Source organism: Shimazuella sp. NTD250 (assembly GCF_059510375.1).
Genome location: NZ_JCAJZS010000001.1, coordinates 295,814 through 311,107 on the forward strand (window position 1 = coordinate 295,814; position 15,294 = coordinate 311,107).

Annotated in this window: 12 protein-coding genes; 2 read left to right on the forward strand and 10 right to left on the reverse strand. The window is 41.6% G+C overall.

Annotation, left to right across the window (positions count from 1 at the left end; translation table 11 throughout):
* Positions 1 to 148: 148 nt before the first annotated feature.
* Positions 149 to 490: an EthD family reductase gene (locus AC5WOF_RS01580; RefSeq protein WP_496048199.1), complete on the reverse strand. Its 342-nt coding sequence runs from the start codon at positions 488 to 490 to the stop codon at positions 149 to 151.
* A gap of 445 nt (positions 491 to 935) precedes the next feature.
* Here AC5WOF_RS01580 and AC5WOF_RS01585 point away from each other — a divergent pair, with 445 nt between their 5' ends.
* Positions 936 to 2,012 carry a hypothetical protein gene (locus tag AC5WOF_RS01585; RefSeq protein ID WP_496048200.1) on the forward strand — a complete coding sequence of 359 codons (1,077 nt, stop codon included), beginning with the start codon at positions 936 to 938 and terminating at the stop codon, positions 2,010 to 2,012.
* Positions 2,013 to 2,452: 440 nt separating this feature from the next.
* Here the strand turns inward: AC5WOF_RS01585 and AC5WOF_RS01590 are convergent, their stop codons facing one another.
* A complete protein-coding gene (locus tag AC5WOF_RS01590; RefSeq protein WP_496048201.1) occupies positions 2,453 to 3,142 on the reverse strand; it encodes a lysophospholipid acyltransferase family protein in 690 nt (229 codons plus the stop codon).
* A 292-nt stretch (positions 3,143 to 3,434) separates the two neighbouring features.
* Between AC5WOF_RS01590 and AC5WOF_RS01595 the strand changes: the two genes are divergently transcribed.
* Complete coding sequence (locus AC5WOF_RS01595; RefSeq protein ID WP_496048202.1) at positions 3,435 to 4,568, forward strand: cation:proton antiporter; 1,134 nt, start codon at positions 3,435 to 3,437, stop codon at positions 4,566 to 4,568.
* A gap of 39 nt (positions 4,569 to 4,607) precedes the next feature.
* On the opposite strand, the gene AC5WOF_RS01600 is transcribed toward AC5WOF_RS01595, so the two are convergent.
* The 8 genes from AC5WOF_RS01600 to AC5WOF_RS01635 all read right to left on the reverse strand — a co-directional run bounded on the left by AC5WOF_RS01600 (position 4,608) and on the right by AC5WOF_RS01635 (position 14,990).
* Positions 4,608 to 5,807, reverse strand: coding sequence for an MFS transporter (locus AC5WOF_RS01600; RefSeq protein WP_496048203.1), 1,200 nt, complete (start codon positions 5,805 to 5,807; stop codon positions 4,608 to 4,610).
* Positions 5,808 to 5,981: 174 nt separating this feature from the next.
* Positions 5,982 to 6,995 carry a FecCD family ABC transporter permease gene (locus AC5WOF_RS01605; RefSeq protein WP_496048204.1) on the reverse strand — a complete coding sequence of 338 codons (1,014 nt, stop codon included), beginning with the start codon at positions 6,993 to 6,995 and terminating at the stop codon, positions 5,982 to 5,984.
* Positions 6,992 to 8,026 carry a FecCD family ABC transporter permease gene (locus AC5WOF_RS01610; protein WP_496048205.1) on the reverse strand — a complete coding sequence of 345 codons (1,035 nt, stop codon included), beginning with the start codon at positions 8,024 to 8,026 and terminating at the stop codon, positions 6,992 to 6,994. Before AC5WOF_RS01610 ends, AC5WOF_RS01605 begins: the two co-directional genes overlap by 4 nt.
* A 30-nt stretch (positions 8,027 to 8,056) precedes the next feature.
* Complete coding sequence (locus tag AC5WOF_RS01615) at positions 8,057 to 8,986, reverse strand: iron-hydroxamate ABC transporter substrate-binding protein (RefSeq protein ID WP_496048206.1); 930 nt, start codon at positions 8,984 to 8,986, stop codon at positions 8,057 to 8,059.
* A 78-nt stretch (positions 8,987 to 9,064) separates the two neighbouring features.
* Positions 9,065 to 9,886, reverse strand: coding sequence for an ABC transporter ATP-binding protein (locus AC5WOF_RS01620; protein WP_496048207.1), 822 nt, complete (start codon positions 9,884 to 9,886; stop codon positions 9,065 to 9,067).
* Between the two features lie 395 nt (positions 9,887 to 10,281).
* Positions 10,282 to 11,646 (reverse strand): glycosyltransferase, encoded by a 1,365-nt coding sequence (locus AC5WOF_RS01625; RefSeq protein WP_496048208.1) that lies wholly within the window; start codon positions 11,644 to 11,646, stop codon positions 10,282 to 10,284.
* Between the two features lie 300 nt (positions 11,647 to 11,946).
* Entirely contained in the window at positions 11,947 to 13,314 is a 1,368-nt protein-coding gene (locus tag AC5WOF_RS01630; protein WP_496048209.1) for a glycosyltransferase, read from the reverse strand.
* A 305-nt stretch (positions 13,315 to 13,619) separates the two neighbouring features.
* A complete protein-coding gene (locus tag AC5WOF_RS01635) occupies positions 13,620 to 14,990 on the reverse strand; it encodes a glycosyltransferase (protein WP_496048210.1) in 1,371 nt (456 codons plus the stop codon).
* Between the last annotated feature and the right edge of the window lie 304 nt (positions 14,991 to 15,294).

Here is a 15,294-nt window from a genome sequence, read left to right on the forward strand (position 1 = left end):
TAAAATCCTTATTGGTCTTTCTAGTCACTTTTACAATAGTCCATTTTGATACCATTATTCACTAAGTTCCGTCTCTAGTTTTATCATATATAATCCCCTCCCAAAGAAAAAGTGATCCTATATAGTATTTGGATCACTTCTCTTCCATTTATTTTTCAAATGTTTCTTCAAATGCAGTGTAAAAACTGGCATAATCGATAGCATCTTTTGTAAGAAAGGAAGCAATGATTTGACCTGCATCACTATTACGAAACGATTCCATAAATAGATGTATATCGGTTACATACAGTTCCCCCATAACATGATACTTAGGTTTATCTAAATCACCAGATTCCTCTTTGCCTAAAGACTCATAAAAGAGTCTATTTACATTAATTTTCAATACACCTTCTAAACTCAATATTTTAGGGACCATTGTATTGCGATAGAAATGATAAAAACTCTCGGGGTCTTCCATATTCCCATACATGGTAACTATCTTGTAGAACATAGTCTTCCTCCTATTCTTCTGCATTTATTATTTTTAACAAGAAAAGAATGAATATTAAAATTAAAGAAATTGTCTTTCTATATTTTACTAAAAATAGAACAATATTTCGCCTTGCGTAACAAATGAATTTTGTCTATTTTTTGGATTACATATTGGATTTCTGGATAATTTCCTATATCCAAGCATCAATAGGGGTGAATTTCTATTATTCATCTCATTTTTCATGTTGGAAATGATTTTGTGATGTATTTGTTATAAAACTAGAAATTCACTCGATTAAAATTAATACTAACTATATAAATTTTCCTAAAAATAGATTTGTCTGTTTTTTATCCAATTATCATACATTTAAAATTTTCTTGTATGTGTATATTCAAAAAAATTAGATATAATAGGAGTAAGTTTAAGTTATATTCAAATAATTACAGAGGAGGATTTTATTCTCATGTCGAAACGTCAAACACTTTTAGTTGGAAGCCTACCGTTTGAAAATGAAGAAGCTGCAATGACTCAAGCTTTAGAAATACTTGGTGAATCTCTGTTCGCTTTACCAGATGGAGAAATAGGAGAGATATCAGAGGTATATCCCGTTGGAAAACGCGCAGCTTGGGTGATGTCATCCATAGATATATGCGCAGCAGATACTGCAAACTGGGAAATTACCAAAAAATCAGTCCGAGCTGAAAATGGTTTCCCCAATGATTATGTAAGTTTAGATCGATTACGGCCAAAACACTCACCCAATCGTATGGAAGAACATCTAAATTTCCGTTATCATGAATATTTCCAAACGAATTATCCTATCTTCCAAAAATTGCGAGAACAAAAGGGCTTAAATGACTTGAAGTTTCAAGTCGGCATCCCTACAGGTTTAGGTATTACCTTTTGTATGTTATCTCCCATCAATGCTTTTCGTTATATGAAGGTATTTAACTCTCGATTAGCTTATGAAGTAAACGAAATATTAAAACAAGCTGAAGAAGATGTTCTGGTGCAGATAGAAATTCCAGCAGAATTAGCGTTAGTATATAAACTTCCCAAAGTGTTGGTTAACATCGCTCTAAATAGTATATTTGATCTAGTCCGGCAACTTAATCCACTTGGCAAAATTGGACTGCATCTGTGTTTTGGTGATCTCAATAACCTGCCTATCACGCATGCGAAAACGCTGAATAAAATGGTGTACTTCATAAATCAATTGATAAAAAAATGGCCCGAAACACATGAGTTAAGCTACATACATTTTCCATTGGCTGAAGCAAAAACTCCACCGCCATTAGAGAAAAGGTATTATGAACCGCTCAAACAAATCCAACTCCCTGAAGAAATTCGTTTTATCGCTGGATTTGTCCATGAAAAACGAAATCTGGAAGAGCTTAAACAGATTTTAAGTCATATTGAAGAAATTCGAAATCATCCGGTAGATGTTGCCTGTTCCTGTGGTTTAGGCCGCCGCGGCACAGAGGTCGCCACCCAATTATTGAATTTAACCCAACAACTTTGTAACACTGATGAAAAATAAATAGCCTTTTGCTATTTGCTCTAGTAACTTTGCGGTGCAATATGTTTTTCTGCTTGATGCCATTACTAATTAGATACTATTAATTCATACTCTTATATACAGAGGACATCCAGAATATTTAATCTCTTGTTGGTTATACACCTCAATTTTTATAAACATCTTTCATTTTTGTTTTCAATTGTCTGTTTTCCTTAAAAAAAAGTGATCCAAGTTAAACGTGGATCATTTTTTTTAGAAATAACTTAATAAAAATCATATATGTTTTAACCCATTAGTAGCCAGTCCGAGTGTTCCGAATGAATCAGAATCACTCAGAGATATCCCTATTAAGATGGGACATGGATACGACCAAATAGTGCCATTCATGAAGTACGAACAAGTGACACAGCTTGCCTTCCGCACGGGCAGCTCCCTTCGTGAGAGCTGCCCGTGAGAAGGGATTACGCAGCGAGCTGCTGGGCTTCCAAGAACGCTCGCTTCATCGCACTCTCCAAGAATGCGGTGTCCTTACGAGCATCTCCTGTCACCTTGCCCGCGGGGATCAGCTCTCCGAAGTGCACGTGAATCTGAAGCTTGCCCCTCTTGCGGGAGTAGAACTTCCTACGTGGAAATGCAGTCCCCAGCCCCAGTGCCTGCTTCCACCATGGGCCGGACATCACTCGACGGGCACCGAGCTGAACGACAATGAGAACAGGTACCTCCGCCATTGACCAGAGCCGGGCTGCCCCAGTCCTGAACTTGGACGGTTCTTGGTCATGGGAACCCACCCAGTCCGGAATACCACCTTCACCGTACACGGCGACGACGCGCCCAGCGTGCAGGGCATTCTTTGCAGGAATGAGGGCAGCTCCGGGATTGGCGCTCTTCCGGTAAACCGGAATGAACTTGAGCAACCAGAAGAAGAATCCCAGAATCGGGATCCACCAGAGTCCGGCGGCGGCCATGAAGGATACCTTCCGACCAAACTTCTTCCGCAGGGCGAGATAGACGAAGAACGGGTCAATCAAACTGGAGTGTTTGACGACCACGAGAACCCCACCTTCCGGAAGGTTCTCTGTGTTACCCGTGATCTTCAGTGATCCCAACAGAGGTCGCACGAAGCGCGCCTTGCTGCCACGATCTCTTCGCATAAACTTGACTCCAATGGTCGACGGTTTTCTCTTGCTTTTTTATTTTATCATAGGAAAATTTAAAATCGCATGGTTTGCTGTCCTTTGTCAATTCTTTTGTTTTTTTCTTGACAATGAAAGTAATGCATAAACAATTCATATAAACGATATCTAATACAAATTCTGATAAAATAAAATACGAGTGTAATTTGATTTAAAATAAAGCACTAGAAAGAATTAATGATCCAACTTAATAATTCCTCTTTTTGACTTCTAAACCATTTAAGAATCAACCCACCGAAGGAGGCTAATTTTGGATTATATTATCGTATTGCTCATCATTTTAGCTTCAGCAGCATGTGGCGGGGAAATCAGTGCTCGTTTGGGACAAACCACTATTTTTGGAAAAATAATTGCTGGTATCATAGTTGGACCAGCAATACTGGGCTGGGTATCCACTACAGAAACTATCCATGATATGAGTGAAATTGGAATACTTTTCTTAATGTTTATTGCCGGGTTAGAAACCGATGCAACTGATTTATACAATAATCGAAAATCATCGATCGCAGTCGCTCTAGGCGGGCTTCTTTTCCCTCTGGTTGGAGGATTTGCAACAGGGCTTTTATTTGGTTTCCATCCAATTCCATCTGCCTTTCTCGGCTTATTATTAGCTGCCACTTCTGTTAGTATTTCTATTCTGACATTGAGAGAGTTAGGTCAATTAAACAGTCGAGAAAGTACAACGATTCTCGGTGCTGCGTTAGTTGATGATATCACCGTTATGCTTATCCTTGCGGTCTCAATGGGTGTATGGACTGGAACAGAAGTAAACATCGGGGTTTTATTAGGAAAAGAAATGCTGTTTTTCCTTTTAATCGGATTGCTTGGTTGGAAAGTTACTCCTTGGTTTATGAAAATCAGCACTTCCTTCAAAGCTACGGAAAACATAGTAAGTGCAGTGATCCTTTGCTTCGTTTTTGCAGCTCTGGCCCAAGTACTTGGCGTATCTAGTATAATCGGAGCTTTCGCTGCCGGCTTAGCCATCTCCCGCACAGATCGTCAAAAGGAAATAAAAAGTAAAATTGTTCCTATCGCCTACACAATCTTTATCCCGGTATTTTTTGTACAGATTGGATTATCTGTTACCTTTGTAGGAATACAAAATCACATTTGGTTTATTATCATCGGTTCTCTAGTCGCTGTCTTTACCAAATGGTTTGGTGCTTTTTTAGGAGCAAAATTAACATCATTTTCTACCAAATCAGCCATTCGTATTGGTGCTGCTATGCTGTCACGAGGCGAAGTTGCCCTTATCTTATTAACGATTGGATTGGAAAAGAAGCTGATCGATCCCGCTTATGCTTCCTCTATCCTCATCATCATTATGATAACAACGCTGATTACTCCTGTTTTATTAAAAACTTTCTATCGCACATCAACCTAGATTCTTTTAAAAAAACAAGAGGGAAAGCCCCCTTGTTTTTCACTTTGTTATCACTTTGCGTGCTACGACATCTAGACTGTGAGCAAATACTATCATTACTGCATTGATAAGCAAAAATGCGATTGTAAAGTAAAATACGTCTTGTATTTGCAGAGTAGTAGCGACAAAACTTCCGACCAATGGTCCAATTAAATTTCCCAAAAACCGCGCTGAAGAATTAATACCAAAAGCTGTACCTTGCAATTCTTTTGGCGTCATTTTTTTCACCAATACACTCAACGCTGGCAACATCCCTCCAATAAATAACCCCAAAAAGAAACGACCGATCAGCAGCTCTGTAATATTTGTAGCAAATACTTGAGGGATAAATGCTAGTGCGGACATCACAAGTGAGAAAATCAAAATCTTACGCTCACCGATCTTATCCCCGATTCTTCCCAGCGTAGGGGACCCGATAAGATTGGCGATTCCTGTTATCGCACTGACAAGACCCACCATCAATGCCAAATGAGAACCATCGTAAATCGTTTTGGTATAGATGGGCAAAATGGGTTGAACACTCATCATAGCCAATTGGGTGATAGTGGATGCAATAAATACTGGCAATAGCATCCGAAGTGATCTCCAATTTGATTCTGGCTTTTCTACCACTACTTTTTCTATTCGTGTTCTTGGTACTGTCTCTTTGATATACACCATAACCACAACGCCGGCTAGTAAAATCAAAATCCCAGTGAGCAGAAATACACCATCATATCCAACCAGCTCTGAAAGTACACCACCGAACAAGGGACCAACCAAAGTTCCTACAATCTGACCAGTTTGCAGTGTACCTAGTACTTTCCCTGAATTTTCGTCTGGCGTCACCGCAGCTTGCATCAAAATAGACATCGAAATAAAACCGGAAAACAATCCATTGATCAGCCTTAGGATCAATAATTGCAGAGGGGAAGTAACAAAAGCCATTAAAATAGTTACAACACCCATACCAATAGCTGAGCGAAGTAACATCGATTTTTGTCCATATTTATCTGCAAGTGTTCCCCATAATGGCTGAAATAAAAAAGAGGTCAAAAATTGAGCGGAAAATATCCATCCTGACCAATGTTCTACACTTTGCAAATTGTGTACACCTAATTTTTCAATATACAAAGCTAGAAATGGTACCACCATACTCATCCCAGCAGATATTAAAAAATTAGCTGGCCACAATATCCATAAAACTCGTTTCCAATACATTCTCCTTCACCTTCTATAATGTAAATACAAAATACCCTTTCGAAAAGGGTCTCTATATACTATTAAAATACTTCTTTTCGAGATATGCAATTTTACATTTTATTCATACTTTTAAAAAACATCCAAATGCTAAAAACAACTTACCTTTTGTATAAGTTGCTTTTAGCATGAACACTATTTTTTTACCATCAGATACAGAAAATACGGTGCTCCAATCATTGTGACAATGATTCCCGCTGGGATGCCACTTGGATCTAATAAGCTTCTGCCGATCGTTTCGGAGACTAGAAGAAGAATAGCTCCTAAAATAGCTGCGATAGGGAGAAACGCTTGATGGCGAGGACCTACCAAACTCCTAGCTATATGAGGAGCCATGAGACCAATAAAAGCAATACCGCCGCTGACTGAAGCAGATGCAGCTGCAAGTGCTACCGCAATGAGCAGCAGTATACTTCGTTCTCTTTCCACTTTTACCCCTAATCCAATAGATGCATTTTCATTAAGCTGCAACACATTTAAAATATGTGACTTAGAAAAAACAATCGGTAAAAGAATGAGAATCCAAGGCAGAAGCGCGATCACAAATGTCCAGTCATCCCCCCATATTCTTCCTGCAATCCAGTTGGCGATAAATGCATTCTTTTCCTCTTCTAACCTTGCAGTGAGCGTAAATATGACACCGTTGATCGCAGCTGCCATTCCTACTCCGATAAGAATAAGACGTGTCGGCTCGGTTCCCTCTCCCCGCTTGTAGGATAAAAAGTAGATCATGATCACTGTTAAGGTTCCCCCGATGAAAGCAAACAAGGGGAGAACATAAATAAAACTCGTGGACTCACTAGAAAAATACATCACATAAATAACTACCATCAAACCCGCACCTGCGTTAATACCTAAAATACCAGGATCAGATAGAGGATTTTTTGTGATGCTCTGCAAGATAGCTCCAGAAACCGCAAGACCGATGCCCGCTAAAATCGTTACTACTATTCTAGGTAAACGAAAACCATACAAAATTAGGTTTTCTTGACTTGTGCCATATCCAAATATCGTCTTACCTAATTGGATTGGATTTAGCGAAATGTACCCAGTTGCTATACTCACAATAAACGCTGTAAGGAGAAGAATCACAGAAATAATCAAAGTGAGTCGGACTTTACGTTGATATGCTGCATCTACTATATTCATCGTTTCCCTTCCCTTCTAGCGAGATAGAGAAAGAAAGGAACCCCAACTATAGCCACAATCGCACCGATCGGAGTTTCAAATGGAGCGTTGATCATTCTCGCAGCAGTATCAGATAAAACTAATAATATACTTCCGAACACAGCAGAACAGGGAATAACCCAACGATAGTCAGTTCCTACAAGAAACCTCACTATATGGGGAACCATTAGTCCAACAAAAGCGAGAGCCCCCACCAAAGAAACAGAAATACCTGCTAGTATCAAGACGACGAGCATCAAAACTATTTTCACTAAAATCGTACGCTGTCCCAATCCTTTAGCAATATCATCACCAAAACTGAGAATCGTCAACTTTTTAGAGAAAAAAACAGCTACAGCAAGGGCAAGAAAAACGATAGGGACGGAAATTTTCAGTTGTAACCAAGTCGTTCCAGATGTACTTCCTATTTTCCATATACTCAAGTCTTGGGTAAGTTTGAAAACAAGGGAAATACCATCTGCAAGTGCATTTAGGAAAAAGGTAATAGCTGATCCAGCTAAGATTATCCGTAAAGGAGACACGCCACCCCTACTCGCCGAACCAATTCCAAACACCAATCCCGCACCTAATGCTGCACCCACAAAGGTAGCTGTCATCACAAACACATAGGAAGAATGAGGCTGCAAAACTAGTAGACAAGTCAATGCCAATCCTGCACCCGCATTAATCCCTAATAATCCCGGTTCTGCCAATGGATTTTTGGTTATCCCCTGCATAATCGCACCACTCACCGCTAGGGCAGCACCAACAATAACCACGCCAAGTTCCCTTGGTAAGCGAATGCCCGCGATAATTTGATCAGCTTTTCCTTGTGGATCATAAGCAAAGATAGATTTCCACACTGTCATAAAATCAATATTCGCAGCTCCAACGGAAATTGCCAAAACCATACTGACAGCTAACACCAACAGACCTAGTATGAGGATGAAAGCACCGATAACCGGTCTAGAAACTATTTGATTTTCTTCAGTTTGTATGTTTTTGATAGACATAGATCCATATCCTTTGTGTTAAAGCTGTTTCTATTTCCCTTTTGTCAATGCTTGTACGATAAATGCTAATTCTTTTTCAAGTGATATTGGATCATTGAAGTAAAACGATGCCGAATCAAAAAAGAAGACATTTCCTTTTTGAACAGCGGGGATTTGTTTCCACACTGATGTTTGCAGGTAGGAATTATCTGCTGTTGCATCTCCTTTTCCTACAAATAAATAGTCTCCTGCATACTGTGGTATCACTTCGGTAGAGATCGCTTTATACCCAGGACCAAATACATCTTTTTCTACTTGTTTTGGAGCTTTGATACCAAGAGCTTGATAAATAATTTCTGTTCCTCGACCCCAGTTGTTTCCATAAACATATAATTCTTTTCCAAATGTTTCAAATACAGTTGCAGTGGCATTATCTCCAATAGCTGCTTTTACTTTTGTCTTGGCTTCTGCTGTTTGCTTATTCCATTGATCCACCCATGCTTGTGCTTCTTTTTCTTTTCCAAGCAATTTACCAATTTGAAGATGTGCTTCTAAATACGTATATTTTTCATAAGTGAATGCGACGGTCGGAGCTATTTCTTGATATTTTTTGAGATTTTTATCATTGGTAAAGGCAATGATAAGGTCTGGTTTTAAAGCTAAAAGTTTTTCCAATGAATCAGTGGTTATCACTTGCACATTTTTTAATTTACCATTGTAAAATTTATTATCTTTTGCCCATTGATCTACTCCTACCGGGGTAATACCAAGGGACAAAACATTACCAGTATAAGAGGAAGCTAGAACTGCAACACGCTTCGGATTAGCTGGAACTTGAACGGGTCCTTTTTCCGATTGGAACGTTACCATTTTGGGCGTATTGCTTTCATCAGATGTTGTTCCTTGACTGCACCCAGCTAGTAAAGCTGCTACGAAAACAGCAATGAAAAGAAAACTCCGTATGCTTTTACACTTTTTCATCTATGTTCAACCTCATCTCAATATTCTCTTGTGATAATCATTCTCATTTGAGATTAAAAAAAATATCCCATTATTGCATTAAATCGCTTGGTCTTCCACTTTCGACAAGATGGAGTCAATAAGGTCATATGTCAAACAGATCGGTTTCTGCGTTCTTGGATCTGTTACTATTTCAGCATCAATCTGAAAAACTTCATGTAAGGTGGCAGCGGTGATAACCTCTTCTGCACATCCTTCTTTGACAATCTTTCCTTGTTTCATCGCGATAATCCGATCAGCAAATCGGGCAGCGTGATTGAGATCATGCAGTACCATCACGATCGTCCGTTTTTCCTTTACATTTAACCATTTGAGAAGTTCTAATATTTCCAACTGATGGGATAAATCGAGGTAAGTAGTAGGTTCATCCAAGAGGATAATATCTGTCTCCTGTGCTAATGCCATAGCGATCCAAACCTTTTGTCTTTGTCCGCCTGAAAGCGAATCTACGACTTTATGCCGAAATGCATGTACACCTGTCACATTCAAGGCCCAGTTGATCACTTCGTGATCTTTGCTGCTCAATCGTACACGATTTTGATAAGGAAATCTCCCATAAGACACTAATTCTGCTACGGTTAAGCCTTCTGGTGCATCTGGAGATTGCGGTAAAATTGCCAACTTCTGAGCTATTTTTTTGGTAGATTCTTTATGAATTTCTTTCCCGTCAAGAAAAACAGCGCCAGAGCGGGTTGGATGAATACGTGCGATCGTCTTTAATAAGGTAGATTTCCCACAACCATTTGACCCAATAATAGTCGTGATCATCCCATCTGCTATGTCTAAACTGACATCTTTCACAATCTCTTGATCGCCATAAGAAATATGTAAGTTTTCTGTTATTAACCTCGGTTTTGACATCTTTTCACCTCCTGATGGTTTGTTACTTTTTTTACTCATTTCTCATTTATAATGAGAATGATTATCAAACTCATATGTATTTTATAATTAGGACAAGATGATGTCAACGGATATGGAATATATCATTTTTTTACAAATAAATATTTTTAAAACGCATTGTATTCTACTTTGAGATAGTGGGTCAACTCTTACCATTCTCTCATATCCATTTCTCAATCAAAAGACAGCTACTCTTATCTCTTCTTATGTCTTTCCCCTTGATCTTTCATTGTATATGGAATAAATCAGCTTCTCCCCCTATTGGATGTTCTGCTACCTATTCGGTGGCACAGTGTCCGTGATTCTATATATTTTCACAGTCACCGTGCCACCTGCAAGGTAGGTGTAAGATAGTGTCACCAGCCATCATTCAACCACCAAAGCGCACAGAGAAATCGTTGCAGATCGACATGTTTCTGTGCAGCGATACGCATGTGATGTTCCTCACGCGCCCATTGCTGAATGCGTGTTCGATCCAGCTTCAAGGAGGCTTTAATCGCCTCGACGAAACCGGTTTCATTTCCTTCTTCGATATCAAATCCCCATTCCCCTCGATGTGGTCGTACGAGTCCTGGAACCGACCCGCGAGCATACGCTACCACTGGAGCTCCAGCAGCCCATGCTTCAATAAAAACCAAACCTTGGGGTTCATCCCAGTGGATGGGTGCGACAAATGCACGAATACCTGAGAAGAAATCGAGTTTCGGCTGTCCACCAAGTTCACCAACAAAGATACAAACTGGTGATCCACTACTTAGCAGACTTGTATCAGATCCGTTCAGTAGAGCAGCGACACGCTCTGGATTATCTGAAATGTCTACATCTGTCTGTGGTTTTAGTTGATCATGGAAGTACGTAAAATTATCGATATTCCCCGCGACAATGATCGATTGCCCTGCTGCCTTAGCCAAACGGATGGCATCCGCCTGCCCTTTGTCAGGAGTGATTCTTCCGAGGATACCAACAGCATCTAGCAGCGGAGCACGACGGGAGACAAAGCTCTCATCTGTGAGTCCACTTGGGATGGAATGAACCACCCATACTTTCCAGTTTTCAGCCAGCTCCCTTTCGCTCAAGACCACCAACGGAAGCTCTTTCCAATAATGGTGAAAATAGGACATATCGGTTGGACCCACTGGTGGATTAAAGGTCAACCGCTCCCCCCGATCTGTGTCGTAAAACCGATCCAAGTGAAGGGGGGAATGTTTGAGCACGACGGGCATGACTCCACCGTAATCTTGAAACTGGAAAAGAAGCTCACACACTGGTGGATCGTAGAGAGATCCGAGGTGTCCAGTCACCGTATCCCAGTTTAGAGGACGCTGCTTTCTTGTCTCCTGGCGTATCCATCGCGAGATGAGATCATGGTGGAGATCGAAGGCCCCTTGAAATTTCCAAGAATCAGCAGGTTCCTCAATAGTCGGGATAAGCCCTTCGATCTTGGATGTAGCTGGAGCAAATACACCAAACCTATGACCCATATCTTTCAATTCATGAGCGAGATTGGCAAGAACGGTTTCTAGTCCCCCATACGCGTCAGGTGGAGTATTGTACCTTGCTCCGGAAATATGCAACATTCTTAATGGATGATTTGGATCGGTGACATGAAGAAGCCATTCATCGCTTCTTGGGCCCATGTTTTGCTTTTTCTTCGCCTTACACCGAGCAATTTCAATGTGTACTTGAGCGGATTGTTCCTCATATTTGATGTAGCTACTCACTGGAAATTCCTATCTGGCAGTTGAAGGGAGATCATGGATGACACTATCCTATTTTATTATAGTATCTTTCCTAATATTTTTGAATATCGGAGTCCATCGTATAAATAACCATTTGAGGAGTTCTCATATTTCCAATGGATGGGGTAAATCGAGGCAAGAAGCAGGTTCAGCCAAAAGGAAAACAGCACCGGAGCAGGAATGCAGCTTCTTCCATTTTGCTACCTATTCGGTGGCACAGTGTCCGTGATTCTATATTTTTCACAGTCACCGTGCCACCTGTAAGGTAGGTGTAAGATAGTGTCACCAGCCACCATTCAACCACCAAAGCGCACAGAGAAATCGTTGCAGATCGACATGTTTCTGTGCAGCGATACGTATGTGATATTCCTCACGCGCCCATTGCTGAATTCGTGTTCGATCCAGCTTCAAGGAGGCCTTAATCGCCTCCATGAAGCCTCGTTCATCCCCTTCCTCGATATCAAAACCCCATTCCCCTCGATGTGGTTGTATGAGTTTTGGTACCGATCCACGAGCATACGCTACCACTGGTGTTCCGGCAGCCCATGCCTCACGAAAAGCCAATCCTTGGTGTTCAACCCTGTGAATGGGTGCAACAAATGCACGAATACCTGAGAAGAAATCGAGTTTTTGCTGTCCAAAAATATTACCAACATAGATACAAATTGGTGATTCACTACTCAGCAGGCTTGTATCAGAGCCATTCAGCAGAGCAGTGGCTTTCTCCTCGTTCCAAAGTTGTCCTATATGGACATCGATCTGTGGGAAAACTTCCGAATGAAAGTACTCCCTATTTTCTATCTTCCCAGCCAAAATGATCGATTGCCCTGCCGCCTTAGCCAGACGAATGGCATCCGCTTGTCCATTGTCAGGACTGATATCACCGAGGATACCAACAGCATCAAGCAATGGAATCGGACGGGAGACAAAGTTCTCCTCTGTGAGTCCACTTGGGATGGCATGCACCCCCCATGCTTTCCCGTTCTCAGCCAGTCCCCATCCGTCCAAGACCAACGGTAGCTTTCTCCAATAATGTTGGAAATAAGCCATATCGATTGGACCCACTGATGGATAAGATATCAACAGCTCCCCCCAACCTGTGTTGTAAAGCCAATCCAAGTCATGAAGGGGGGAATGTTTGAACACGACGGGCACGACTCCACCGTAATCTTGAAACTGGAAAAGAAGCTCACTCGCTGGTGGATCGTAGAGAGATCCGAGGTGTCCAGTTATCGTATCCCAGCTTAGAGGATGCTGCTTTCTTGTTTCCTGGCGCAGCCATCGTGAGATGTAATCATGGTGGAGAGCAAAGGCCCCATGAAAATCCCAAGACCCAGCAGGTTCATCAATAGTAGGGATAAGGCCTTCGATCTTGGATGTAGCTGGAGCAAATACACCAAATCCATGACCCGAATTTCTCCATTCATGAGCGAGATTGTCAACTGTGGATTCTAGTCCTCCACGCGCACTAGGAGGAGTATTGTACATTGCTCCGGAAATATGCAGCATCCTTAGCGGACGATTCGGATCGGTGACATGAAGAAGCCATTCATCGCTTCTTGGACCCTTGTTCTGATTTTTCTTTGCCTTCCACCGAGCAATTTCAATGTGTATTTGAGCGGATTGTTCATCATATCGGGTGGAATTCACTCGAAACTCCTATCTTGCAGTTGGAATGGGATCATTGATGACACTATCCTATTTTATTATAGTATCTTTCCTAATATTTTTAAACATCGGAGTACATTGTGCAGATAACCATTTGAGGAGTTCTAACATTTCCAATGGAAGGGGTAAATCGAGGTAAGCAGCAGATTCAGCAAATACGCCACTGGAGCGGGAATGCAGCTTCTTCCCTTATTTGGATGTTCTGCTACCTATTCGGTGGCACAGTGTCCGTGATTCTATATTTTTCACAGTCACCGTGCCACCTGTAAGGTAGATGTAAGACAGTATCACCAGCCACCATTCAACCACCAAAGTGCACAGAGAAATCGTTGCAGATCGACATGTTTCTGTGCAGCAGTGCGCATGTGATGTTCCTCACGCGCCCATTGCTGAATGCGTGTTCGATCCAGCTTCAAGGAGGCCTTAATCGCCTCCACGAAACCTCGTTCATCCCCTTCCGCGATATCAAAACCCCACTCTCCTCGGTGTGGTCGTACGAGTCTTGGAATCAACCCGCGAGCATACGCTACCACTGGTGTTCCGGCAGCCCATGCCTCAAGAAAAACCAAACCGCGAGGTTTATCCCAGTGAATGGGTGCGACAAATGCACGAATACCTGAGAAGAAATCGAGCTTTTGCTGTCCAACAAGTTGACCAACATAGATACAAATTGGTGATCCACTACTTAGGAGACTTGTATCAGAGCCATTCAGCAGAGCAGCGACTTTCTCCGCATAACTCTTATATGGTAGATAAACATCGATCTGTGGGAGACATTCTAGTTCAAAGTAGTTACCATTTTCAATAATCCCCGCCAAAATTATCGATTGCCCTGCTGCCTTAGCCATACGAATAGCATTCGCCTGCCCATTTTCAGGACAAATTCTGCCGAGGATACCAACAGCATCAAGCAGTGGAGTGCGACGGGAGACAAAGTTCTCCTCAGTGAGTCCGTTTGAGATGGAATGCACCATCCATACTTTCTTGCCGTTTTCAGCCCGCTCCCGTTCGCCGACCACCAACGGTATCTTCTTCCAATAATGATGAAAATAGGCCATATCTTTTGGTCCCTCTGGTGGATTAAAGGTCAACAAATCTCCCCAATCCATGTCAAAAACCCGATTCAAGTGAAGGGGGGAATGCTTGAGCAACACGGGCACGACTCCACCGTAATCTTGAAACTGGAAAAGAAGCTCACTAATTGGTGAATCATAGAGAGATCCGAGGTGTCCAGTTACCGTATCCCAGTTTAGAGGATGCTGCTTTCTTGTCTCATGGCGCAGCCATCGGGAGATGAAATCATGGTGGAGAGCGAAGGCCCCATGAAAATCCCAAGACCCAGCAGGTTTCTCAATAGTTGGGATAAGCCCTTCGATCTTGGATGTAGCTGGAGCAAATACACCTAGATTATGACCCAAATCTCTCCATTCACGAACAAGATTGGCAATAGCGTTTTCTAGTCCGCCATACGCGTCAGGTGGAGTATTGTACCTTGCTCCGGAAATATGCAGCATCCTTAGCGGACGATTCGGATCGGTGACATGAAGAAGCCATTCATCGCTCCTTGGACCCTTGTTCTGCTTTTTCTTTGCCATCCACCGAGCAATTTCAATGTGTACTTGAGCGGATTGTTCATCATATTTGATATAACTACTCACTGGAAATTCCTATCTGACAGTTGAAGAGGGGACATGGATGACACTATCCTATTTTATTATAGTATCTTTCCTAATATTTTTAAATATCGGAGTCCATTGTGCAGATAACCATTTGAGGAGTTCTAACAATTCCAATGGATGGGGTAAATCGAGGTAAGCAGAAGGTTCAGACAAAAGAAAAATGCCACTGAAGCGGGAATACAGCTTCTTCCCTTATTGGATGTTCTGCTACCTCTTCGGTGGCACAGTGTCCGTGATTCTATATTTTTCACAGTCACCGTGCCACCTGTAAGGTAGGTGTAAG

Bases quoted from the DNA above. Each gene is read 5' to 3' on its own strand.
- AC5WOF_RS01590 (WP_496048201.1), bottom strand. From the start codon at position 3,142: ATGCGAAGAGATCGTGGCAGCAAGGCGCGCTTCGTGCGACCTCTGTTG.
- AC5WOF_RS01580 (WP_496048199.1), bottom strand. From the start codon at position 490: ATGTTCTACAAGATAGTTACCATGTATGGGAATATGGAAGACCCCGAG.
- AC5WOF_RS01615 (WP_496048206.1), bottom strand. From the start codon at position 8,986: ATGAAAAAGTGTAAAAGCATACGGAGTTTTCTTTTCATTGCTGTTTTC.
- AC5WOF_RS01605 (WP_496048204.1), bottom strand. From the start codon at position 6,995: ATGAATATAGTAGATGCAGCATATCAACGTAAAGTCCGACTCACTTTG.
- AC5WOF_RS01600 (WP_496048203.1), bottom strand. From the start codon at position 5,807: ATGTATTGGAAACGAGTTTTATGGATATTGTGGCCAGCTAATTTTTTA.
- AC5WOF_RS01585 (WP_496048200.1), top strand. From the start codon at position 936: ATGTCGAAACGTCAAACACTTTTAGTTGGAAGCCTACCGTTTGAAAAT.
- AC5WOF_RS01610 (WP_496048205.1), bottom strand. From the start codon at position 8,026: ATGTCTATCAAAAACATACAAACTGAAGAAAATCAAATAGTTTCTAGA.
- AC5WOF_RS01620 (WP_496048207.1), bottom strand. From the start codon at position 9,886: ATGTCAAAACCGAGGTTAATAACAGAAAACTTACATATTTCTTATGGC.